The organism is Bradyrhizobium sp. ARR65, assembly GCF_000472385.1.
Taxonomy (GTDB): Bacteria; Pseudomonadota; Alphaproteobacteria; order Rhizobiales; family Xanthobacteraceae; genus Bradyrhizobium.
This window is the reverse complement of record NZ_AWZU01000006.1, coordinates 169,346-192,984: the sequence shown is the minus strand read 5'-3', so window position 1 is coordinate 192,984 and position 23,639 is coordinate 169,346. Positions and strand designations below refer to the sequence as shown.

Below are 23,639 nucleotides of genomic sequence, written 5' to 3'. Positions count from 1 at the left end.
TGCAGGAACATCATAGCCCCGGGGTCGGCTGGCGGTTGAGCTTGCCCGGAAAAAGGTCTAGCTAGAAAGCCATACGATCCGCTCCCGCCCGGCAGAACCGGGCGTCCGCCCGAAAACCCTCGTGACGCCGATGTGTCGCGGGGATGACAAAAGTCATTAGAGGAGACGAGAGATGGCAGTGCGTGTCGCGATCAACGGGTTTGGCCGCATCGGCCGCAACATTCTGCGGGCGATCGCCGAATCCGGCCGCAGGGATATCGAAGTGGTCGGTATCAACGATCTTGGCCCGGTCGAGACCAATGCCCATCTGCTCCGCTTTGACTCGGTGCACGGCCGCTTCCCTGGCACCGTGACCGTCGAGGGCGACTCGATCAGCCTCGGCAACGGCAAGATCAAGGTTTCCGCCGAACGCGACCCCACCAAGCTGCCCTGGAAGGAGCTCGGTGTCGACATCGCGCTCGAATGCACGGGTATCTTCACCAGCAAGGACAAGGCCTCCGCGCATCTGACCGCCGGCGCCAAGCGCGTGCTGGTCTCCGCGCCGGCCGAGAATGCGGATGCGACCATCGTGTTCGGCGTCAATCATGAGACGCTGACTCCCGACCACAAGGTCGTCTCCAACGGCTCCTGCACCACCAATTGCCTGGCGCCGGTCGCCAAGGTCCTGAACGATACGGTCGGCATCGAGACCGGCTTCATGACCACGATCCACGCCTATACCGGCGACCAGCCGACGCTGGACACGCTGCACAAGGATCTCTACCGCGCCCGCGCCGCGGCGATGTCGATGATCCCGACCTCCACCGGTGCCGCGAAAGCGATCGGCCTCGTGCTGCCAGAGCTGAAAGGCAAGCTCGACGGCGTCGCGATCCGCGTACCGACGCCGAACGTCTCGGTCGTCGATCTGAAGATCGTCGCCAAGCGCGCCACCGACGCAAAGGAAATCAACGAGGCGATGAAGCGCGCCAGCGAGCAGCAGCTCAAGGGCATCCTGGGCTACACCACCTCGCCCAACGTCTCGATCGACTTCAACCACGATCCGCACTCCTCCACTTTCCACATGGACCAGACCAAGGTGATGAACGGCAATCTGGTGCGGGTGATGTCGTGGTACGATAATGAATGGGGTTTTTCGAACCGCATGGCCGACACCGCCGTCGCCATGGGCAAGCTGCTTTAAGGGATTTTCGTCTTGCCTGGGGCAAAAGCGCGGAGCGCGTCTTCGCCAAAGGCCCCCGGGCATGTTTATTGGTAGCCCCGTCATTCCGGGGCGGTCCGTAGGACCGAACCCGGAATCGCGAGATTGTTGTGCGCAATTGCGCACCATAGTTCGATGCTGTCGCATCGCCCCGGAATGACGTCAGGAAGTGTCTCATGAAGCAATTCCGAACCCTCGACGACATCGACGTGAAGGGCAAGCGCGTGCTGCTGCGCGTCGATCTCAATGTGCCCATGGAGAACGGGCGCGTCACCGACGCCACCCGCCTGGAGCGCGTCGCACCGACGATTGCCGAAATCTCGCAAAAAGGCGGCAAGGTCATCCTGCTCTCGCATCTCGGCCGGCCGAAAGGACGCGATGAGAAGGAATCGCTCAAACCGGTGGCCGCGGCGCTGTCGCGCGTGATCGGCAAGCCCGTTGCGTTCGCCGATGATTGCATCGGCGAGGCAGCGGCCAAAGCGGTTGGCACCATGCAGGATGGCGATATCCTTTGTCTGGAGAACACGCGCTTCCACAAGGCGGAAGAGAAGAACGATCCCGCTTTCGTCGCGGAGCTGGCAAAGCTCGGCGACATCTGGGTCAATGACGCCTTCTCCGCGGCGCATCGCGCGCATGCTTCGACCGAGGGCCTCGGCCACAAGCTTCCGGCCTATGCGGGACGCGCCATGCAGGCCGAACTGGATGCGCTCACGAAAGCGCTGGAGGCGCCGACCAAGCCTGTGATCGCGATCATCGGCGGCGCCAAGGTGTCGACGAAGATCGAGTTGTTGGAGAACCTGGTCACCAAGGTCGACGCGCTGGTGATCGGCGGCGGCATGGCCAACACCTTCCTGCATGCGCAGGGGGTTTCGATCGGCAAGTCGCTCGCCGAGAAAGAGCTGGCGCCGACCGCGCTGCGCATCATCGAGAAGGCGACCGCATCGAACTGCGCCATCATCCTGCCCGTCGACGCGATTGTCGCCTTCCATTTCGCCGCCAATGCACCCTCCCATGCTTATGGGCTGGATGCGATCCCGGCCGAAGGCATGATCCTCGACGTCGGGCCGCAATCGAGCGCCCGCATCCATGCGGCGATCGACGATGCCGCCACGCTCGTCTGGAACGGCCCGCTCGGGGCCTTCGAGCTTGCGCCGTTCGACCGCGGTACCGTGGCCGCGGCCAGACACGCGGCGGAGCGGACCAAGGCCAAGAAATTACTGTCGGTCGCCGGCGGCGGCGACACGGTGGCGGCCCTGAACCAGGCCGGCGTGGCCGGCGATTTCAGCTATGTCTCGACCGCAGGCGGCGCGTTTCTTGAATGGATGGAAGGGAAACCGCTGCCGGGCGTCGAGGTTTTAAGGGTACGCTAGATTCAGGCATCAGCGGTCGTTTTAGATCCAGACAGCGGAGGAAGAAGACACATGGCACGCATTACGTTGCGTCAATTGCTCGATCACGCGGCGGAACACGACTACGGCGTGCCGGCCTTCAACATCAACAATATGGAGCAGGCGCTGGCCATCATGGAGGCTGCTTCCTCGCTGGATGCGGCTGTCATCATCCAGGCCTCGCGCGGCGCACGCGCTTACGCCAATGACGTGATGCTGCGTCACATGATGGATGCCCTCACCGAGATCTATCCGCAGATCCCGGTCTGCGTCCATCTTGATCACGGCAACGAGCCCGCGACGTGCATGACCGCGATCCAGGCCGGCTTCACCTCGGTCATGATGGACGGCTCGCTGAAAGCCGACGGCAAGACGCCGGGTGACTGGGACTACAATGTCGGCGTCACCAAGAAGGTCACCGACATGGCCCATCTCGGCGGCATTTCCGTCGAAGGCGAGTTGGGCGTGCTCGGCTCGCTTGAAACCGGCATGGGCGATAAGGAAGACGGCCACGGCGCGGAGGGCAAGCTGTCGCACGATCAGTTGCTCACCAATCCGGACGAGGCCGTCAAATTCGTCACCGAGACCAAAGTCGACGCGCTGGCGATCGCGATGGGCACCTCGCACGGCGCCTACAAGTTCACGCGCAAGCCCGACGGCGACATTCTTGCGATGCATGTGATCGAGGAGATCCACCGCAAGCTGCCGAACACGCATCTGGTGATGCACGGCTCGTCCTCGGTGCCGCAGGACCTGCAGGAGATCATCAATGCCAATGGCGGCAAGATGAAGCCGACCTGGGGCGTGCCGGTGGCCGAGATTCAGCGCGGCATCAAGAACGGCGTGCGCAAGATCAATATCGATACCGACAACCGCATGGCCATGACCGGCCAGATCCGCAAGGTGCTGAAGGAGCACCCGGAGGAGTTCGATCCGCGCAAATATTTGAAGCCGGCGATGGAGGCGATGACCAAACTCTGCAAGCAGCGGCTGCAGGAGTTCAACACCGCGGGCCAGGCTAGCAAGATCAAGAAGGTGCTGACGCCGGCCGAGATGGCCAAGCGCTACGCCAAGGGCGAACTCAACCCGAAGGTGGCCTGATCTGCCGCCACAATGTCGTCCCCGGCCCTGCGGCCGGGATGACGGGCTGCCTCAGCGCCCCGGGGGAACTCCGGGCCTATCCGCCCTCCCTGCGACCAACATTCTCTTCCGCCTCTGCCCGAGAACCGTCTATTTTGGCGGGCAAGTGCAGGCCGCTTGGAACCAGCCCGGCTTTGCGCTAGCCGGGTCGGTTGTAGGGCTTGCGCGAGGAAAACGCGTGAAAAGACGGAGTTTTGCTCTCAAAGCTCCGTGCCCCGGAGGAGTCCAATGAACCTCAGCGAACTCAACAAGGTCGCGCTTGCCATGGTCACGCCGGGCAAGGGCATACTGGCCGCCGACGAGTCCTCGGGAACGATCAAGAAGCGTTTCGACGCCATCAAGGTCGACTCGACCGAGGAAACCCGCCGCGACTACCGCGAAATGCTGTTCCGCTCGACGGAGGCGATGAGCAAATACATCTCGGCCGTCATCCTCTACGACGAGACGATCTGGCAAAATGCCAAGGACGGGACGCCGCTGATCAAGCTGATCGAGCAGGCCGGCGCCGTCCCCGGCATCAAGGTCGACGAGGGCACGCAAGGCTTGCCAGCCTGCCCCGGCGAACTGGTCACGGTGGGCCTCGACAAGCTTGCCGAGCGGCTGAAGAAATATTACGAGCGCGGCGCGCGCTTCGCCAAATGGCGTGCCGTAATCGACATCGCTGGCCGCGACATCCCCTCGGCTACCGCGATCCACGTTAACGCGCATGCGCTGGCGCGCTATGCGGCGCTGTGCCAGGCCGCGCAGATCGTTCCGATCGTCGAGCCCGAAGTGCTGATGGATGGCGATCACGACATCAATCGCTGTTATGACGTCACCGAGCGCGTGCTCAACGAAGTCTTCCGCGAGTTGCGCCTGCAGCGCGTGGAGCTGGAAGGCATGGTGCTGAAGCCCAATATGGCCGTCTCTGGCAAGAAGTGCCCCAAACAGGCCTCTGTCGAGGAAGTCGCCGAAAAGACCGTGCGGCTGCTCAAGGCCTGCGTGCCGGCGGCCGTGCCCGGCATCGCCTTCCTGTCGGGCGGGCAATCCGACGAGGAAGCGACGGCGCATTTGAATGCCATGAACCGGCTCGGCCATCTGCCGTGGCCGCTGACCTTCTCCTATGGCAGGGCGCTGCAGGCGGCGCCGCAAAAGGCGTGGTCGGGTAGGCCGGAGAATGTGCCCGCAGGCCAGCGGGCCTTCACCCATCGCGCGCACATGAATGCGCTGGCGAGCAAGGGCGAGTGGGCCACCGAGCTGGAAAAGAAGGCGGCGTAGAGTTGGCCAAACCCGTTCCGCCCCGACCGGCGCCGCGGCTCTATCTCGCGACGCCGGTCGTCGACGATCCGGCAAGCCTGATCGCAGGCCTGCCGGCGCTACTTGCGGCTGCCGACATCGCGGCGGTGCTGCTACGGCTCAAACAGACCGACCAGCGCGGCATGATTTCGCGCATCAAGGCAATCGCGCCGGTGGTGCAAGGGGCCGGCGCGGCGCTGTTGCTTGACGGCATGGTCGAACTGGTCGCCCGCGGCGGCGCCGACGGCGCGCATCTGCCCGGCATCGCCGCGCTGGAGGAAGCCCTCCCGAGTCTGAAGCCCGACCGGATCGCGGGCGTGGGCGGGCTTGCCACACGACACGACTCCATGACCGCAGGCGAGCTCGGCGCCGATTACGTACTGTTCGGCGAGCCGGATGCGGAGGGCCGGCGGCCGTCACCGCAGGCGATCGCCGAGCGCCTTGCATGGTGGGCCGAGCTGTTCGAGCCGCCTTGCGTCGGCTATGCGGCGAGCCGCGAGGAAGTCTCCGAATTCGTGACAGCCGGCGCCGATTTCGTGCTGGTCGATGATCTCATCTGGGCCGATCGGCGCGGCCCGGCGACGGCGCTCGCCGATGTTGCGGAGAGCATGCAACAGGCCTATGCGGCGGCCACGAAAAATGCCAAGGCGGCGCAGGGGTAGCTCTCGCGAAAAAATGAACACGCCGCATTCGATATTGATCCTCGCAACCTCGCTGCTCTTGGCAACGAGCGCCGCGGCGCAGGTTTCGCCGCCCCCGCCTGCAGCCCAGCCCCCCGCCACCAAGCCCGCGGCGCAGCCGAAGACCAAGCCGCATGCGATCAACAAGCCGGCCGGAGCCACCACGCAAGACAAGCCCGGAACGCCGACGGCTCCAGCAGCGGCAAACCCCACACCGGTGCCTGATGATCCCAATGTCGATCTGGTCTACGGCGCCTATCAGCGCGGCATGTACAAGACCGCCTTCGATCTTGCGACCACGCGCGCCCAGGCCGGCGACGCCAAGGCGATGACCATGCTGGGCGAGCTCTATGCCAACGCTCTGGGCATCAAGCACGATGATGCCAAGGCAGTCGGATGGTACAAGCGAGCAAGCGACCTCGGCGATCGCGAAGCGATGTTCGCGCTCGCCATGATGCGGATCGCCGGGCGCGGCGGCCCTGTCGACAAGCAGGAAGCGGTGAGGCTGCTGGCTTCCTCGGCCAAGCTCGGTGAGCCGAAGGCGGCCTATAATCTGGCGCTCTTGTATCTGGACGGGCAGACATTGCCGCAGGACGTCAAGCGCTCCGCGGAGCTGCTCAGGATGGCGGCGGATGCCGGCAATCCGGAGGCGCAATACGCGCTGGCCACCTTCTACAAGGAGGGCACCGGGGTCCCGAAGGACATGGACAAGGCGGTGCGGCTCTTGCAGGCCGCCTCGCTCGCCGACAATGTCGATGCAGAGGTCGAATATGCCATCGCGCTGTTCAACGGCACCGGCACGCCGAAGAACCCCACAGCGGCCGTGGCGCTGCTCAAGAAGGCGGCCCGTCAAGGCAGCCCGATCGCGCAAAATCGCCTTGCGCGGGTGCTGGTCGACGGTATGGGTGGCACGCCAATGGACAAGATCGAGGGGCTGAAATGGCACCTGATCGCGAAAACCGCCGGTAAAGGCGACCTTTATCTGGACGAGGCATACGCACAGCTCAGCCCGGAGGATCGCGCCAAGGTGGACAATGTGGCCAAGCGCTGGCTCGGCACCAAATGAGCCACCTTGACGTTATGCTCTGAGCAGGGCACCCACATTCCGTCTTATTTTCCCGCAAACGCCTTCCGCGCGCAGAAATCAAGTCTCGCCTCATGCAGCATTCAGCCCTCATCAACGTCATGGTGAAAGCCGCGCTCCGCGCCGGCCGCGGCCTCAAGCGCGATCTTGGCGAGATCGAACATTTGCAGGTGTCGCTGAAGGGCCCCGCCAATTTCGTCTCGCTCGCCGACAAGCGCGCCGAAGAGACGCTCTACGCCGACCTTTCCAAGGCGCGGCCCGGTTACGGCTTCCTCGGCGAGGAGGGCGGCACGCGCGAGGGCACCGACAAGACCCACACCTGGATTGTCGACCCGCTCGACGGCACCACCAATTTCCTGCACGGCATTCCGCAGTTCGCCATCTCGATCGGATTGAAGCGCGATGACACCATCATCGCGGGCGTGGTCTACAATCCCGCCAATGACGAGCTCTACATCGCCGAACGCGGCAAGGGCGCCTTTCTCAACGACCAGCGGCTGCGCGTCGCCGGCCGCCGCAAGCTCAACGAATGCGTGATCGGCTGCGGCCTGCCGCATATCGGACGCGGCGACCACGCGCTGTTCCGCGCCGAGATGGAGGCGATCCAGAACAAGGTGGCGGGGCTGCGCCGTTTCGGCGCCGCCTCGCTTGATCTCGCCTTCGTCGCCGCCGGCCGCCTCGACGGGTTCTGGGAGCGCGACCTCTCGCCTTGGGACATCGCCGCGGGTCAGATCCTCATCCGCGAGGCCGGCGGCACGATTTCAGGCATCGACGGCCATGACAACGCGGTGACGACCGGGCATGTCGTTTGCGGCAACGAATATGTGCACGGCGAGCTATTGAAGATCCTGAAGGCGACGGCGAAATAAGGCCTTCGAAAAGCGCCTCTTCCAACCAAAGCTACAGTGCCCAACCTCCGTTGCTTGATCTGCCACCTTGCGAACGTTCCCCAGTTGTTCGCTGTTCCGCCTTACGCGAATTTAAGCCGGGCGAAGGTGACCGCAGAATTCGCAAATCTCGCACCGCGCCCTATATCCAGACCAGAGGAACGCTCAGAGGGTCCCTAGCCCGATGAGTGAAAGGAAAAGATCGTAGATGTTGGTTGAAGGAGTCGCGTTCGCTGTGGGTTTGCTGATGGTCGCAGTGCCCACATACTTCATGTTCATCGAACACGTCAGAGAAGCGAGGCGGTCGCAATAAGGTTCCCGCAAGTGCAATTGAGGCCCTCGGCAATCAACCGGGGGCCTTCTGTTTTTGCCGACGATCGGAGATTAGGAGCGCGCTGAAGCCTCGGGTCGCGATGAAGAACTGCACGTGCCTGTCTTCGAGCAGGTAATTGCTCGCTTCGAACCACGAGCTCACGGCTTCTGCGGCTCCGCCACGCTGTAGCCGACCTGCTTCACCGTGGCTTCCTTTACATCCTCCCGGTCGCGCCCGAGCACGCGTTGGACCGAGACGAAGAACACCGGCACCATCAGGAGCGCGAGGATCACCACCGCGATCATGCCGCCCATGACACTGGTGCCGAGCGCCTGCTGGCTGGCGCCGCCTGCGCCATGTGCGATCACCATCGGCAGCACGCCGAACACGAAAGCAAAGCCGGTCATCAGAATGGGGCGGAAGCGCAAGCTCGCGGCCTCCACCGTCGCCTCGATCAGCGGCTTGCCTTGCGCGCGCAAATCCTTGGCGAACTCGATGATCAGGATGGCATCCTTGGCCGCCAGACCAATGATCGTGATCAATCCGACGGTGAAATAGACGTCGTTAGGCAGCCCACGCATCGTCGCCGCCACCACCGCGCCGCAGACGCCGAGCGGCACGGTCAACAGCACTGCGAGCGGAATGGTCCAGCTTTCGTAGAGCGCGGCCAGACACAGGAACACGACCACGACCGACAGCCCCAGCAGCAGCGGCGCCTGCGAGCCCGACAGTTTTTCCTGCAGCGATTGCCCCGTCCATTCATAGCCGAAACCGCGCGGCAGCCTGTCGGCCAGCCGCTCCATTTCGGCGATCGCATCGCCCGAGGTATATCCAGGCCTTGCCTCGCCGCTGATGCGGATCGCGGGATAGTAGTTGAAGCCCGCAATCTGCGTCGGGCCTTTCGTCCACTCGATGGAGGCGAAGGCCGAGAAGGGCACGAGCTGTCCGCGATCGTTCCTGACGTTGTAGGTCAGGATCTCCTCTGGATTCATGCGGCTGTCGCGATCGGCCTGCACCACGACGCGCTGCATTCGCCCGCGATTGGGAAAATCATTGACATAGGTTGAGCCGAGATTGGTCGAAATGGTGTTGTTGATTTCCTCGAAGCTGACGCCGAACGCACCGGCCTTTTCGCGATCGATGACGAGATTGACCTGAGGCGCCGATGGCAGGCCCTCGATATAGACCTTCTGCAGGACGGGACTGGCGTTGGCTTGCGCAACCAGTTGATCAGCGGCGCTCATCAGCGCCGGAATCCCCTTTTGTCCACGGTCCTGCAGGCGGAAGCTGAAACCCGAGGAGTTGCCGAGATTGTCGATCGGCGGCGGCTGCAGCGCGGAGATTTTCGCATCGCGGACCGACGCCAGGTCGCGGTTGATATCAGCGACGATCGCGGCAGCGGAGTCCTTCTCCGGGCGTTCCGACCAATCCTTCAGCGAGATGAAGGCCTGCGCCGTGTTCATGCCCTGGCCGGAGAAGCTGAAGCCGGTCAGAAAAGTCACGTTCTCCACGCCCGGACGCTGCGCCAGGTATTTTTCGACCTTCTCGATGACAGCTTCGGTCCGCGCGTAAGAGGAATCGGATGGCGTCTGCACGTCGGTCGTGATGAACCCCTGATCGTCGACCGGAAGGAAGCCGCCGGGCATGCGCACGAAGGCGAAGCCGAGACCGACGAGCAGCGCGGCATAGATAAGCATCAACCGCCCGGTTCGCTTCAAAGTCCCGCGAACCGCGCCCGTATAACCAGCCCTGCTCCCGTCCAACAAGCGATTGAACCAGCCAAACACGCCCTTCCTGGGAACGTGTCCATGGCCCGCCTTGACGGGCTTTAATAGCGTTGCGCAGAGCGCGGGCGTCAGTGACATCGCGAGCAGCGCGGAAAAGCCGATCGCAGCGACCATGGTCACAGAGAACTGGCGATAGATGATGCCAACCGAGCCGCCGAAGAACGCCATCGGCACGAACACCGCCATCAGTACCAGCGTAATGCCGATGATGGCTCCCGTGATCTGCGACATCGCCTTGCGCGTGGCCTCCTTCGGCGGCAATCCCTCCTCGGCCATGATGCGTTCGACGTTTTCCACGACGACGATGGCATCGTCGACCAGGATGCCGACCGCGAGCACCATGGCGAACATGGTCAGCATGTTGATGGAGTAGCCCGCGAGCAGCAGCGTCGCCGAGGCCCCGAGCAGCGCAACCGGCACGACGATGGTCGGGATGATGGTGTAACGGATGTTCTGCAGGAACAAGAACATCACGATGAACACCAGGACCACGGCTTCGACCAGCGTCGAAATCACCTTCTCGATCGAGGCCTTTACGACGGGGGTGATGTTATAAGGGATTTCATAGGTGATATTGGCGGGGAAGAAGCGCGAAAGCTCCTTCATCTTCGCCTCGACCGCGCTGGCCGTCGCGAGTGCGTTGCCGGTCGGCGAGAGCAGCACCGAAAGGCCGGCCGTGGGCTTGCCGTTGAGGCGGGTATTGAACTGATAGCTCAAGCCGCCAATCTCGATCCGCGCCACATCACGCAGCCGCACGGATGAGCCATCCGGATTGACGCGCAGCGTGATCGCGCCGAACTCGTCTGGCGAGGAGAGCTGACCCTTGACCAGCACCAGAACCGATATCCGCTGCCCGGATGTACTCGGCTCGGCTCCGATACTGCCGGAGGCGACCTGGGCGTTCTGCGCGCTGATTGCCTTGGTCACATCGTCGGCGGTCAGGCCATAGCCCACGAGCTTGTCGGGATCGAGCCAGATGCGGAGCGAGCGCTCGGTCGAATAAAGCGTGGCGCGACCAACGCCCGGAATGCGACGGATTTCACCGAGGACGTTGCGGATCATGAAGTCGCCGAGTCCGACCTCATCCAGGCTGCCGTCGGTCGACGACAGAGTAATGATCTGCAGCACCGCGCTCGACGCCTCTTCGATGAGGATGCCCTGCTGCATCACCGCCCGGGGAAGCCGCGCCTCGACGCGCTTGATCCGGTTCTGCACCTCGACCGACGCGGCGCTGGGATCCGTGCCGGGCACGAAATTGGCGGTGATCTCGACCTGCCCGAGCGAATCGCTGGTCGATTCGAAATTCATGATGCCAGAGGCGCCGTTGAGCTCCTCCTCGATCAGCCGCGTCACGCTGTTGTAGAGATTCTCCGGCGATGCGCCGGGATAGCTGGTCGAGATCGAGATCGAAGGCGGCGCAATGATCGGATATTGCGCCACCGGCAACAGCGGGATCGCGATCGCGCCGATGAGGCAGATGAACAGCGCAACGACCCAGGCGAAGATGGGTCGATCGATAAAGAAGCTCGGCATCCGACGTTACCTGAGCACGTTCATCGTCTGCTGGCGAGACGTATCCGCATCGGCCGCCTCGGTCCAGGTCTGCGGATTGACTTTGTCGCCGGCCGCGAATTTCTGAAACCCTTCGACCACGACGCGGTCGCCGGCCTTCAGACCCTCGGTGACGAACCATTGGCCGTCCTGCACCGAGCCGGTGCGGACGGGTTGCACGGCCACGCGGTTGTCATCCTTGACCACGAACACCTCGCTTCCACCCCCGCCATTGCGCTGGACGGCCTGTTCAGGGACGGCGATGGCGTCGCTGTCGATGCCCTGCTCGATGCGGACACGGACATACATGCCCGGCAGCAATTCGCGCTTCGGGTTGGGAAACTCGCCGCGCAGCGTTACCTGGCCGGTATGGATATCGACCCGGGCATCCGAAAACAGCAATTTGCCGTCAGCCGGATAGAGCGTATCGTCATCGAACGCGAGGCGAACCCTGGCGGCATCCGGCGCGATCCGCTCGAGATCGCCGGCCTCAAAGGCCCGTCGCAACTGCTGCAGTTGCGTCACCGATTGCGTGAAATCGGCGTAGATCGGATCGAGCTGCTGGACGGTGACCAGATTGGTCTCGTTCTGAATGACCAGCGCGCCCTCGGTGACCAGCGCGGCGCCGACCACGCCGCGGATGGGTGCGCGCACGGTCGCATAGTCGAGATTAAGCTTGGCGCGGGCGAGATCGGCCTTGCGGGCTTCCACGTCGGCCTGGGCCTGGCGCTCGGCAGCGATCGCCTTCTCGTTCTCCACTTCGGGCGCTGCGCGCTGGCTGGTCAGAAGGCTGATGCGCCGCGCCTGCTGCGTGGCCTGACGCAGCACGGCCTCGGCTTTGGCGAGCGCCGCCTCGTTCGACTGCACTTCGATTTCAAAAGGTTTCGGATCGATGCGGTAGAGCGGATCGCCGGCGTTGACCTCGCTGCCCTGATGGAACAGCCGCTCGACCACGATGCCGGAGACGCGCGGACGCACCTCGGCCACGCGCATCGGCGCGATACGTCCCGGCAGTTCGCTGATGATGGCGCGCGCCTGCGGCTTGACGGTGACGATGCTGACCTCCGGTTCGGGCGGTTCGGCCGCCGCCGTCGCGGAATTGGACTCGTCACATCCGGCAAGAGACGGCGCGAGAGCGGCCAGTATCAGGACGATGCCAAGCGATGGCACGCGAAAAGACGACATTAAAACGTTTGCCCCCAATTGTGACATGATGAGTGGCGAAAGAATGCGGACCTGACGGTGCGCCCTTCGATTTGATTGTCACAAAATAGGAAAATCGCTTATTGCGCCGCAATGCTCCGCGGCGGCGGCCCATTGCCACACGGACGCGATGTCACACGTCCACTAGTGCCCTGAACTATCGAAACTTTTCGCGACCTCACCGGATTGTGAGGAAAGTTCCGTCCAGGCGGAACTCCGGTTACGAGATCGAGCCATGCTCAGCACCGCCGCATGGTTCGCTTGCCATCCTCAGAGGATGCCGAATTGCTTCCGCCGGGGTGGGGGTGCCTTCTGCGAGGCAAGAGGGCGACCGCCAGCCAAGGCCACCGCATAGTCGGTCTGCGCCGATGAGCGCTCGGTGCGCAGAACGAGGGCCAGCAAAGAGAAGCCGCGTGTCCGCTTGGCCACGCTGGCCGGCGTGCACTGGAAATCAGGCGATCGCAGCTTTCTTCCCGCTGCCGCTGTGCCATAGTGAGACCCAAACGCGATCCCTGTCACGGATACCAGAATGCCTGCCGGCTCCTCCTCCCGCTCCGCCATGGAGATCGACCTGAACAAATTGTCGTCGCCGCGGATCTTCTTAGTGCGCATGCTGGTGTTCCTGGTGCTGTGCGCGCTGATCGCGGTTGTGCTCTACCGGCAGATCAAGGACGCATTTTTTGCCAATCCGAGCCTGAACGCGCTGATCTGCATCGTCCTTCTGATCGGCATCATCCTGTCGTTCCGCCAGGTGATCCGGCTCTATCCGGAGGTCGCCTGGGTCAATAATTTCCGGATCGCCGACCCTGGGCTGGCGATGGACCGCCATCCGACCCTGCTCGCGCCGATGGCGGCGATTCTAGGCGGCGGCGGTGAGCGCACGGGACGGATCACCATCTCGCAGCAGACCATGCGGCATCTGCTCGACTCCATCGCCACCCGGCTCGACGAGGCGCGTGACATTTCCCGCTACATGACGGGGTTGCTGATATTCCTGGGCCTGCTCGGCACGTTCTGGGGCCTCATCGAGACCGTCACCTCGGTCGGCAAGGTGATCGACGGGCTGAAAGTCGGCGGTGAGGCCGGCGCGCTGTTCGACACCCTGAAACAGGGCCTGGCCGCGCCGCTCGGCGGCATGGGAATTTCGTTCTCGTCCTCGCTGTTCGGCCTTGCCGGCTCGCTCATCCTCGGCTTTCTCGACCTGCAATCGAGCCAGGCGCAAAACCGGTTCTACACTGATCTCGAGGATTGGCTTGCCACCACCGTGCGCCAATATGGCAGCGATGGGGCGGCGCCCGGCGGCGACATCGCGGGCGCGCTGGACCGGCTGCGCAGCGCCGTCGAGGAAGGCGGCGCCCGCCATACCACGGCGGCGATGGCGAATCTGGCGGAAGCCATTCAGGGGCTGGTTGCGCATATGCGGACTGAACAACAGATGATCCGCGAATGGGCGGACGGCCAGGGCGAACAGAACCGCGAGATCAAACGGCTGCTGGAACGGCTCGCCCGTCAGCCCGAGAAGAGTTAGTACCCGCTATAAACGCGGGAGCGCGCGCCCTCTCCCTTGCATAGGGAGAGGTCCTGCGAGATCGCGGAGAGACCGGAGAGAGACCAATGGCACTTGCACGTGCCCGACGCGAAAGCGGATTCAATTACTGGCCCGGCTTTGTCGATGCGCTGTCGACGCTGGTGCTATCGGTGGTTTTCCTGCTGTCGGTGTTCCTGGTCGTGCAGTTCTTCCTCTCGCAGGAAGTCACCGGCAAGGACAAGGCGCTGGACGAGCTCAATGCCAAGATCGCGCAATTGAGCGAAGCGTTGTCGTTGGAGAAGCTCGGCAAGCTCAATCTCAGTGACGAGATCACGCAGCTCAAGGCGGGCCTTGCGTCGGCGGAGGCCGAGCGCGACCGCGTCAAAGGCCTCTATGAGGGCCTGGCCAATGCCGGCAACAGCGCCGAGGGCCGGGCGACGGAGCTGAACAAGGCACTGGAATCGGAGAAGCAGGTCTCGGCGCGTGCGATGGCGCAGATCGAGGTGTTGAACCAGCAGATCAGCGCGCTGCGCCGGCAACTGGCGGCACTCGAAGACGCGCTCGACGCCTCCGAGAAGCGCGACAAGGAATCCCAGACCAAGATCGCCGATCTCGGCCAGCGGCTGAACGTGGCGCTGGCGCAGCGGGTGCAGGAGCTCTCGCGCTACCGCTCGGAATTCTTCGGACGGCTGCGGGCGATTCTCGGTAATCGTCCCGACATTCGCGTCGTCGGCGACCGCTTCGTGTTCCAGTCGGAAGTCTTCTTCGATACCGGACAGGCGACGCTCTTGCCTGAAGGCCGAGCCGAGCTCGACAAGGTCGCCGATGCGCTGAAGGATCTCGATAAGCAGATTCCGAGCGAGATCGCCTGGGTGCTGCGCGTCGACGGCCATACCGACGTGCGGCCGATCAACAGCCCCATCTTCAAATCGAACTGGGAGTTGTCGTCGGCGCGCGCCATTTCGGTGGTGCAGTACCTGATCTCGCTGGGCGTTTCGCCGCAGCATCTGGTTGCGGCCGGTTTTGCCGAGTATCAGCCGCTCGATCCCGGCAACAACGAGGATGCCTATCGCCGCAATCGCCGCATCGAGCTGAAGCTGACGGAACGGTGAGCACGACTGTTCACCTTCGCCACTATCGCGCCGACGATGAAGAGGCCGCGATCGCGTTGTGGGAGCGGACGTGGCAGCAGGCCTATCCTTCAATCGACTTTGCCGCGCGGGTCGCGTGGTGGCGCAAACGCTGGCGCACTGAGCTGGTGCAGCAAGCGACGATCATTGTCGCGGACGAGGCGGGCACGTTGGTCGGCTTCGTGACCGTCGACAAGGGCGGCTATCTGGATCAGCTCGTGGCAGCGCCCGAACGCTGGGGCTCCGATGTCGCGCGGCGATTGCTGGATGAAGCCAAGCGGCTGTCGCCGAGCGGCATCACGTTGCTCGTGAACAAGGACAATGCGCGCGCCATCCGCTTCTACGAGCGCAACGGCTTTGTGCATGCCGGCGATGACGTGAATCCGACCTCGGGCCGGCCGGTGCTGAAGATGGCGTGGAAGGCGTAACGGCTGTCCCGCACGCGATGGTCATGCGCCGCGAAGGCGGCGGCATCCAGCACGCCGCGGCCTCTCGGCTCTATCACCGCGGTCTCTGGAATACTGGATCACCCGCCTTCGCGGGTAACGACAGCGTCATGTGGAACGACTACGCCCCCTCGAACTGCAGCCGCGCGAGCCGTGCATAGAGTCCGTTCGCCGCGACCAGCGAGGCATGGGTGCCCTGCTCGACGATACGGCCGTGCTCCATCACCAGAATACGGTCGCAGGACAGCACCGTGGCCAAACGGTGCGCGATCACCAGTGTGGTGCGGTGGCGCATCAGTTCTTCCAAAGCCGTCTGCACCAGCGTCTCGCTTTCGGCATCGAGGGACGATGTCGCCTCGTCCAATAATAACAGCGGGGCATCGCGCAGGATCGCTCGTGCGATCGCGATGCGTTGGCGCTGACCGCCTGACAGCGTCACGCCGCGCTCGCCAAGCTGGGTGTCAAAGCCCGCCGGCAAGCGGCGAATGAACTCGGTCGCATGCGCAAGGTCAGCGGCGCGTTCGACCTCGGCATCGCTCGCCTCGGGGCGGCCGAAGCGGATATTTTCACGTGCGCTCGCCGCGAACACTATCGACTCCTGCGGCACCAGCGCAACATGGCTGCGGAAGGCTTGCGGATCGGCTGATTTGATCGGCACGCCGTCGAAGGAAATCGTGCCGGAAGCGGGATCGTAGAACCGCAGCAACAGATGAAACAACGTGCTCTTGCCGGCGCCGGAGGGGCCGACGATCGCGACTTTCTCGCCGGCACGCACCGAGAAGGAGACGTGATCCACCGCGGGCAGGTTCGGCCGCGCCGGATAGGCAAAGCTGACATTGTCGAAGCCGACATCGCCGCGCGAGGGCGCCGGCAGCGCGCGCGGGGCGCTGGGCGCGGCAATCTCGGGCCTCACGCGCAGGATTTCGAACAGTCGTTCCGCGGCACCGGATGCAGCGGAAACCTCGCCCCAGACTTCGCTGAGCTGGCCGAGACCTGCCGCCGCGAACGCCGCGTACAGCACGAACTGGCTCAGCCTTCCGGGCGTGATCGCGCCGGTCAAAACGTCGTGCGATCCGACCCAGAGGATCGCCACGACGCTGGTGAAGACAATGAAGATGATGATTGCGGTCAACACCGCGCGGGCCTGAGTCGAGACGCGCGCGGCCTCATAGGCCTGCTCCACCTCCTTGCCGAAGCGCGTCGTCGCCAGTTTCTCGCCGGTATAGGCCTGTACGGTGCGAACTGCGCCAACCAGCTCCGAAGCGTAGGCGCTGGCCTCGGCAAGCGTATCCTGGGCGTTGCGCGACAGCCGCCGCACCCAGCGTCCGAACGCGACCAGCGGCAGGACGATCAACGGGATCGCCAGCAGCACGAAGCCTGACAGCCGGGGGCTCGTCACCACCATCATGGTGGCTGCGCCGAGGAACAGCAGGAGATTGCGCAGCGCGATCGAGACGGACGCGCCGGCCGCGGATTTGATTTGTGTGGTGTCGGCGGTGAGGCGCGAGATCAGTTCGCCGGACCGCGCGGAATCGAAGAAGGACGGTGAGAGCGAAATGAGATGCGCGAACACGTCGCGCCGCAAATCGGCGACGATGCGTTCGCCGATGGTCATTACAAGGTAGTAGCGCGCGGCGCTGGCAAGCGCGAGCACCGCGACCACGGCGATCATCACGCTGAAATAGCTGTTGATCAGCGCGATGCCCTTCGGCGTGAAGCCGAAATCGATCAGGCGACGCACCGCGACCGGCACAATCAGGGTGGTGATGGCGGCAATGGTCAGTGCGATCAAGGCGAGAACGGCACGGCCGCGGTAACGTGCGACATAGGGCGAAAGCGCCAGCAGCGGGCGAAGCTTCGAGCGGCGTCCAGGTGACGCATCATCGATGCTCAGCGCTTCCACAACCGTCTGCCCCGGCTGAGGCGCAACCCCCTCCCGCCCCTCGTCCAGCCGCTCCGCTACGCTCATGAGATCAACCCGTTGAGACTTCTTATCCCGCCCACATAGGCCCCGCGGCGCGGGCTGGCAAATCCGGGAAGATACGAAGCGCTGACTTGTTTTGACGGGTTTCATGGGCTATAGACCCAGCCAATTCCGCGAAATCTCAAGCCCAAAGACTGGCGCCACGGCGCCGTTAGGACATGCCATGAAAGCCGAAATTCATCCGAATTATCATACAATTACGGTCGTTATGACCGATGGCACCGAGTACCAGACCCGTTCCACCTGGGGCAAGGAAGGCGACAAGCTGCATCTCGACATCGACCCCAAGTCGCATCCCGCCTGGGTCGGCGGCGCCCAGCAGATTCTCGATCGCGGCGGCCGTGTCTCCCGGTTCCAGAAGAAATTTTCGGGCTTTCTCAAAAAGGATTGATCGGTCGCTCGAGCCGGCTGGATCGCGCCAAAGAAACGCCTCCGCATCGTCGGGGGCGTTTTTGTTTGTTGTACTCCGTCATTCCGGGGCGGTGCGACAGCATCGAACTCTGATGTGCAATCGCACATCTGAGAGTTTCGAGATCCCAGGTCCCGTCCTTCGGACCGCCCCGGAATGATGGCGCGTGGTTGAGAAGCTTACCGCTCGAACGCCGCCTTGAGCGCGTTGAGCTGGGGCACCAAGGGATTACCGATCGCGGTGCGATCGGGCGGCGGTGCGTGAATGCTGCTGTCGAGCCGCCGTACGCGCGCCTGCAGGTCCATCGAACGTGCGATCAAGTCCTGCAATTGCGCCGGCAGTTTTTCGATCATCTCGGCCGGGCCGGGATCTGCGGCGGACAGCTTGACCTTGGTCTTCTCGCGGTTGGCCTGGCTCAGCGTCATTTCGCCTTCCTTCACCGCGCGATGCAGCAGCAGCCAGGAGGCGAGTTGCATCAGGCGTGTGGTCAGCCGCATGCTTTCGGTCGCATAGGTGAGGCTGACGGCGCGGTCCAGCGCCTTGGCCTCAGCGCGGCCGACGCCGTCGAGATAGGCCGCGGTCTCCTCGACCAAGTCCATGCCCTCGCGGAACAGGCTGCCAAATGCCGCCGAATTGGTGAGCCGCTCGCTGAACTGAACCAGATGGGTATCGCCTTGCGAACGCTCCGACATGGTTAACGCCTCTTACGCAACAGTTCACGCCAGCTTCACGCGCCGGCTTATGATGAACAAATCATTGCTCGGGTGCCGTGAAGAGTCCAGCGGCAAGGGAATTTATGGTTTCCAAGCCGTCGGTCGCGGCGGCGCGACGGGGGCGCGGATTTGACACAGATTTCGGGCGGAACTGTGTGAGGCAAAAAAAAGCCGCCGAGAACGGCGGCTTATGAAGTTGATAACAGGGAGGCGTCAAACAGAGTGGACAGGAGCCACTCGGTGTCCAAACGAGGACGATCTCAGTCATAAACCCGAAAGCTTAATCGTTCGTAAACGAACGGATTTTTTTAAAGAGCATTAGCCATGTCGGCCAATGACCGAGTTGCTGCACCGCTCCATAGATGGACCCAAGCTGCCCGGCACCTTTCCGCGGCGCCCGATCTCTAAGATTTGAAAATGCTGTTGGCCGCGTCGCGGGAGGCGCGCTTCTTGCTCATCGCCTCGCGCAGCCGTTCGATTTCAGCAGTCAACAGCGCGATGCGCTCGGTCAGTTCCTCGACCGACAGGAGCGACAGGTCCTGCCCGATCTCGTGGGTGACCTTTTTCCGTGGTCGATCGTCGTCCTCGATGGCCATTGACGTCCTCCCTCAATAATGCTGCCCGATCCGAACCGGTTGCCAGCACAGATGGGGCTGGTTAATCAGAGTTGCCTCAAATTCTACGAAGCGCTTCCTTAGGACAAATCATGGAAAAGCTGCCTGCGCAAATGACCGTTGTCGCCATCTCCAAGCCGGGCGGTCCGGAGGTGCTCGTTCCGGAAACGCGCCCCGTGCCGCAGCCCGGGCCCGACGAGATCCTGATCAAGGTCGAGGCCGCCGGCGTCAACCGCCCCGACGTCTCGCAACGCGCCGGCTCCTATCCGCCGCCGCCCGGCGCATCCGACCTGCCCGGCCTGGAAGTGGCGGGCGAAGTGGTCGCGATCGGCAGCAACGCGGAGAAACACAAGCTCGGCGACAAGGTGATGTCGCTGGTCGCCGGCGGCGGCTACGCACAATATTGCATCGCGCAGGACGCTCAGGCGATGAGCGTGCCGCCGTCGTTCTCCATCGCCGAAGCTGGCGCAACGCCGGAAACGCTGATGACGGTCTGGCACAACGTGTTCGAGCGTGGCGCGCTGAAGCCGGGCGAAACCCTGCTGGTTCATGGCGGCTCCTCCGGCATCGGCACCATGGCGATCCAGCTCGCCAAGGCATGGGGATCGAAGGTCATCGTCACCGTCGGTTCGCAGGAGAAAGCCGACGCCTGCCTGAAGCTCGGCGCCGACCGCGCGATCAATTACAAGACGGAGGATTTTGTCGCCGCGGTGAAAGCGGCGACGTCCGGCACCGGCGCCAATGTCATTCTCGACATGGTCGGCGGCGACTACATCGAACGCAACTATGAAGCCGCCGCCGTCGACGGCCGCATCGTCCAGATCGCCTTCCTCGGTTCGCCGAAAGCGACCGTCAACTTCACCAGGCTGATGGTGAAGCGGCTCACACACACCGGCTCGACCCTGCGTCCCCGTAGTAACGCGGATAAGGCCGCGATGGTCGCCGCGATCGAGGCCAAGGTGATGACGTTCCTGCATCAGGGGCGCATAAAGCCCATCATCGACAGCACCTTTCCGCTGCAAAACGCGGCCGATGCGCATCGGCGTATGGAGACCTCCGAACATATTGGCAAAATTGTGTTGCTTGCCTGAGCCGCAGCGACCAGCCGCTCCGGAAGCCCTTTGAATTGTTTCGCTTTCGTGCCAATGATCGTTCCACAAACGAACGCATTTGCCCCGGGCGGGGGGTGTGTCTTTCGCTTTGAATAGTAGCACTTCGGCATAAGCGTCCAACGCGGAGAACTGACATTGCGTCTGATCAGGTGCCTTGCGCTGTTTGCGCTGGGCCTCATGATTGTTGTCGCGGCTTCGCCGGCGCGGGCACTTGACGCGGTCAGCGTCCGCGGTGACGCGCCGGCCATCGACCTCACCGGTGTTCTCGAACATCTGCACAGTGATACCGACCGTGTCCAGGTCTCCACCGCTCCCGGCACCGACGGCATCGTTCGCCGCATCGAGGTGCGCGCCCGTGAAGGCGGCCAGAACTGGGTAGTGTTCGCGCTTGCCAACAATACCGACGACCAGCTCGATCGCCTCATCGTCGCGCCGCATTACCGCGTGGTGGGCTCGGGCCTGCTGTGGCCCGACCTCGGCCTGTCGCGCATCGCGACCATCACGCCCTCGACGGGCGACCGCCCCGACCGCCAGGAAAGCCCGACCGCGGACGTCTTCCGTATCACGCTCGATCCCGGCGCCGTTATCACCTTTGTCGCGGAACTGCGCACCGACAAGCTGCCGCAGCTCTATCTCTGGGAGCCCGAGGCCTACAAGGACAAGGTCAATTCCTTCACGCTGTACCAGGGCATCGTGATCGGTATTTCCGGCCTGCTCGCGCTGGTGCTGACCATCCTCTTCGTGGTGAAGGGCAGCATCATGTTCCCGGCCGCGGCCGCGCTCGCCTGGGCCGTGCTGGTCTATATCGGCGTCGATTTCGGCTTCTGGGGCAAGGTGCTCGACATGTCGAACAACGCCGAGCGCATCTGGCGCGCAGGCGGCGAAGCGATGCTGTCGGCAACGCTGCTGGTGTTCCTGTTCGCCTATCTCAACCTCAGCCGCTGGCATGTGCGCTATTCCCACATTACGCTCGGCTGGCTGGTCTTCCTGGGCTCGCTGGTTGCGCTCGCGCTGTTCGACCCCGCGGTGGCCTCCGGCATTGCGCGCATGTCGCTGGTGATGATTGCGTTCGCCGGCTTTGCCCTGATCGTCTACCTCTCGACCCACGGCTTTGATCGCGCCGTGCTCTTGATCCCGACCTGGTTCCTGCTGGTGGTCTGGGTGGTGGCGGCCGGCATGACCATTGCCGGCTCCGTCACTAACGATATCGTCGGCCCCGCTTTGCTCGGCGGCCTGGTGCTGATCGTAATGCTGATCGGCTTTACCGTCATGCAGCACGCCTTTGCCGGCGGCGGTGCCACGACCGGCGTCGTGTCCGATGTCGAGCGGCGCGCGCTGGCACTGACCGGATCCGGCGATTTGATCTGGGACTGGGACGTCTCGGCAGACAAGGTCTTCACCAGTCCCGAGACCGAGCACTTGCTTGGGCTCAAGCGCGGCACGCTGGAAGGCCCCGCCGCGAAATGGCTGGAAGTGCTGCATCCGCTCGACCAGGACCGCTTCCGTGCCGCGCTCGACAGCGTGCTCGACCAGCGCCGCGGCCGCCTGGTGCAGGATTTCCGCCTGCGCACGCCCGATGGTCATTTCATGTGGTTCGCGCTCAAGGCGCGCCCCGTCGTCGGCTCCGACGGAGAGGTCTCCCGCGTGGTCGGCACGCTCACCGACGTCACCGAGATCCGCAATGCCGAGGAGCGCATGCTGCACGACTCCGTGCACGACAACCTCACCGGCCTGCCGAACCGCAAATTGTTCATGGACCGGCTCAACGCGGTGGCCAACTTCGCCAAGACCATGCCGAGCCTGCGGCCGACGCTGATGGTGATCGACCTCGATCGCTTCAAGCAAGTCAACGATTCCGTCGGCATCGCGGTCGGCGATTCCATCCTGCTCACGCTGGCGCGTCGCCTCACCCGCATCCTCAAACCGCAGGACACGCTGGCGCGGCTCGCCGGCGACCAGTTCGGGCTGATCCTGCTCTCCGAACAGGATCCGCCGCGCATCACTGCCTTCGCCGAAACCATCCGCAAGACCATCCGCGCGCCGATCGCCTTCAACGACCGCGAGATTTTTCTCACCGCTTCGATCGGGCTTGCGCTCTCCGATCCGCAGGTTCAGCTCTCCGAGGAGATCATCAAGGACGCGGAACTGGCGATGTACCATTCCAAGCGCATCGGTGGTGACCGCATCGACGTCTACAAGCCCGCGATGCGCGCACGCAAGACCGACCGCCTGACGCTGGAGAGCGAGCTGCGCCGTGCCATCGAGCGCCAGGAGATCAGTATCCTCTACCAGCCGATCGTGCGCCTGGAGGATCGCTCGATCGCCGGTTTCGAAGCGCTGGCGCGCTGGGATCATCCGAAGCTCGGGCGGATGTCGCCGATCGAGTTCATCACCATTGCCGAAGAGATCGGCTTGATCGTCGATCTCGGCACCTTCGTGATGGACCAGACGGCGCGCCAGCTCGCGATCTGGCAGCGCGCGACGCGCGCCCGCGAGCCGATCTTCGCCTCGGTGAATGTTTCCTCGCGCCAGTTGCTGCGGCACGATCTGCTGCACGACATCCGCAGCGTGCTGTCGCGCTCGACCGTGGCGCGCGGCAGTCTCAAGCTCGAACTGACGGAATCGCTGGTGATGGAGAATCCCGAGCACGCCGCGCAGATGCTGTCGCGGATCCGCGAACTCGGCGTGGGACTCTCGATCGACGATTTCGGCACCGGCCATTCCTCGCTGTCCTACCTGCAGCGCTTCCCCTTCGACACGCTGAAGATCGACCAGTCCTTCGTCCGCACCACCACCCGCGGCACCCGACCGGTGATTTTGAAATCGATCATCGCGCTCGCGCACGACCTCGGCATGGACGTGGTCGCGGAAGGCGCCGAGACGGATTCGGATGCCGTCGAGCTCTACCAGTTGGGCTGCGAATACGCGCAAGGCTTCGCTTTCGGCGAGCCGATGGACGCGGAGGCCGCGATGCGGCTGCTGACGGAAGTGCGGCTGGAAGCGGCGAGTTAGACGCTCGTTCGATCCGTCATGCCCGCGGCTTCGCCGTTTGTCGCTGGAGGCGCGAGCCACCGGGTCCGCGCGACGCGCCCGACGACAGGCCCCACGAGCCTCGAAGGATCCCCGGCCGCGCTGCAGCATTGGAGCCGTCTCGTTCGAGGCCCGCTTCGTGAGCACCTCAGGGATGACGGGGAGAG

General features: G+C 63.6%; 18 protein-coding genes. 13 read left to right on the top strand and 5 right to left on the bottom strand.

Annotated features, from left to right (window positions below; all coding sequences use genetic code 11):
• Positions 1-172: 172 nt before the first annotated feature.
• From gap to F758_RS0109990, 7 genes are all read left to right on the top strand, one after another.
• Positions 173-1,180, top strand: a complete 1,008-nt coding sequence (gene gap / locus F758_RS0110020) for a type I glyceraldehyde-3-phosphate dehydrogenase (RefSeq protein ID WP_024507746.1) — start codon at positions 173-175, stop codon at positions 1,178-1,180.
• Between the two features lie 194 nt (positions 1,181-1,374).
• The gene (locus F758_RS0110015; RefSeq protein WP_024507745.1) at positions 1,375-2,568 is read left to right on the top strand and encodes a phosphoglycerate kinase; all 1,194 of its coding nucleotides are present in this window, start codon (positions 1,375-1,377) and stop codon (positions 2,566-2,568) included.
• Positions 2,569-2,619: 51 nt separating this feature from the next.
• A complete protein-coding gene (gene fba / locus F758_RS0110010; protein WP_024507744.1) occupies positions 2,620-3,687 on the top strand; it encodes a class II fructose-bisphosphate aldolase in 1,068 nt (355 codons plus the stop codon).
• A 267-nt stretch (positions 3,688-3,954) separates the two neighbouring features.
• Positions 3,955-4,983 carry a class I fructose-bisphosphate aldolase gene (locus F758_RS0110005; protein ID WP_024507743.1) on the top strand — a complete coding sequence of 343 codons (1,029 nt, stop codon included), beginning with the start codon at positions 3,955-3,957 and terminating at the stop codon, positions 4,981-4,983.
• Between the two features lie 2 nt (positions 4,984-4,985).
• Positions 4,986-5,663 carry a thiamine phosphate synthase gene (locus tag F758_RS0110000; protein ID WP_035721507.1) on the top strand — a complete coding sequence of 226 codons (678 nt, stop codon included), beginning with the start codon at positions 4,986-4,988 and terminating at the stop codon, positions 5,661-5,663.
• Positions 5,664-5,676: 13 nt separating this feature from the next.
• Positions 5,677-6,747 carry a tetratricopeptide repeat protein gene (locus tag F758_RS0109995; protein WP_024507741.1) on the top strand — a complete coding sequence of 357 codons (1,071 nt, stop codon included), beginning with the start codon at positions 5,677-5,679 and terminating at the stop codon, positions 6,745-6,747.
• 92 nt (positions 6,748-6,839) lie between these two features.
• Positions 6,840-7,634, top strand: a complete 795-nt coding sequence (locus F758_RS0109990; protein WP_024507740.1) for an inositol monophosphatase family protein — start codon at positions 6,840-6,842, stop codon at positions 7,632-7,634.
• A gap of 489 nt (positions 7,635-8,123) precedes the next feature.
• On the opposite strand, the gene F758_RS0109980 is transcribed toward F758_RS0109990, so the two are convergent.
• Both F758_RS0109980 and F758_RS0109975 read right to left on the bottom strand, forming a co-directional pair.
• Positions 8,124-11,285, bottom strand: a complete 3,162-nt coding sequence (locus tag F758_RS0109980; protein ID WP_024507739.1) for a multidrug efflux RND transporter permease subunit — start codon at positions 11,283-11,285, stop codon at positions 8,124-8,126.
• 6 nt (positions 11,286-11,291) lie between these two features.
• Complete coding sequence (locus tag F758_RS0109975) at positions 11,292-12,488, bottom strand: efflux RND transporter periplasmic adaptor subunit (RefSeq protein ID WP_024507738.1); 1,197 nt, start codon at positions 12,486-12,488, stop codon at positions 11,292-11,294.
• 547 nt (positions 12,489-13,035) lie between these two features.
• On the opposite strand from F758_RS0109975, the gene F758_RS0109965 reads away from it, so the two are divergent.
• The 3 genes from F758_RS0109965 to F758_RS0109955 all read left to right on the top strand — a co-directional run bounded on the left by F758_RS0109965 (position 13,036) and on the right by F758_RS0109955 (position 15,592).
• The gene (locus F758_RS0109965) at positions 13,036-14,034 is read left to right on the top strand and encodes a hypothetical protein (protein WP_024507736.1); all 999 of its coding nucleotides are present in this window, start codon (positions 13,036-13,038) and stop codon (positions 14,032-14,034) included.
• An 86-nt stretch (positions 14,035-14,120) separates the two neighbouring features.
• A complete protein-coding gene (locus F758_RS0109960) occupies positions 14,121-15,146 on the top strand; it encodes a peptidoglycan -binding protein (RefSeq protein ID WP_024507735.1) in 1,026 nt (341 codons plus the stop codon).
• On the top strand, positions 15,143-15,592 hold the full coding sequence (locus F758_RS0109955) for a GNAT family N-acetyltransferase (RefSeq protein WP_024507734.1): 450 nt from the start codon (positions 15,143-15,145) through the stop codon (positions 15,590-15,592). The genes F758_RS0109960 and F758_RS0109955 overlap by 4 nt, the downstream gene beginning before the upstream one ends.
• 139 nt (positions 15,593-15,731) lie before the next feature.
• Here F758_RS0109955 and F758_RS0109950 read toward each other — a convergent pair whose 3' ends face one another.
• Entirely contained in the window at positions 15,732-17,579 is a 1,848-nt protein-coding gene (locus tag F758_RS0109950) for an ABC transporter ATP-binding protein/permease (RefSeq protein WP_024507733.1), read from the bottom strand.
• Between the two features lie 178 nt (positions 17,580-17,757).
• Between F758_RS0109950 and rpmE the strand changes: the two genes are divergently transcribed.
• Positions 17,758-17,985 (top strand): 50S ribosomal protein L31, encoded by a 228-nt coding sequence (gene rpmE / locus F758_RS0109945; protein WP_024507732.1) that lies wholly within the window; start codon positions 17,758-17,760, stop codon positions 17,983-17,985.
• A 197-nt stretch (positions 17,986-18,182) separates the two neighbouring features.
• Here rpmE and rcdA read toward each other — a convergent pair whose 3' ends face one another.
• Positions 18,183-18,695, bottom strand: coding sequence for a protease adaptor protein RcdA (gene rcdA / locus F758_RS0109940; RefSeq protein ID WP_024507731.1), 513 nt, complete (start codon positions 18,693-18,695; stop codon positions 18,183-18,185).
• Positions 18,696-19,120: 425 nt separating this feature from the next.
• Positions 19,121-19,312, bottom strand: a complete 192-nt coding sequence (locus F758_RS0109935; RefSeq protein WP_024507730.1) for a DUF1192 domain-containing protein — start codon at positions 19,310-19,312, stop codon at positions 19,121-19,123.
• Between the two features lie 110 nt (positions 19,313-19,422).
• On the opposite strand from F758_RS0109935, the gene F758_RS0109930 reads away from it, so the two are divergent.
• Together F758_RS0109930 and F758_RS0109925 are read left to right on the top strand one after the other, a co-directional pair.
• A complete protein-coding gene (locus F758_RS0109930; RefSeq protein ID WP_024507729.1) occupies positions 19,423-20,421 on the top strand; it encodes an NAD(P)H-quinone oxidoreductase in 999 nt (332 codons plus the stop codon).
• 156 nt (positions 20,422-20,577) lie between these two features.
• Positions 20,578-23,454 carry an EAL domain-containing protein gene (locus F758_RS0109925; RefSeq protein WP_024507728.1) on the top strand — a complete coding sequence of 959 codons (2,877 nt, stop codon included), beginning with the start codon at positions 20,578-20,580 and terminating at the stop codon, positions 23,452-23,454.
• Positions 23,455-23,639: the final 185 nt, after the last annotated feature.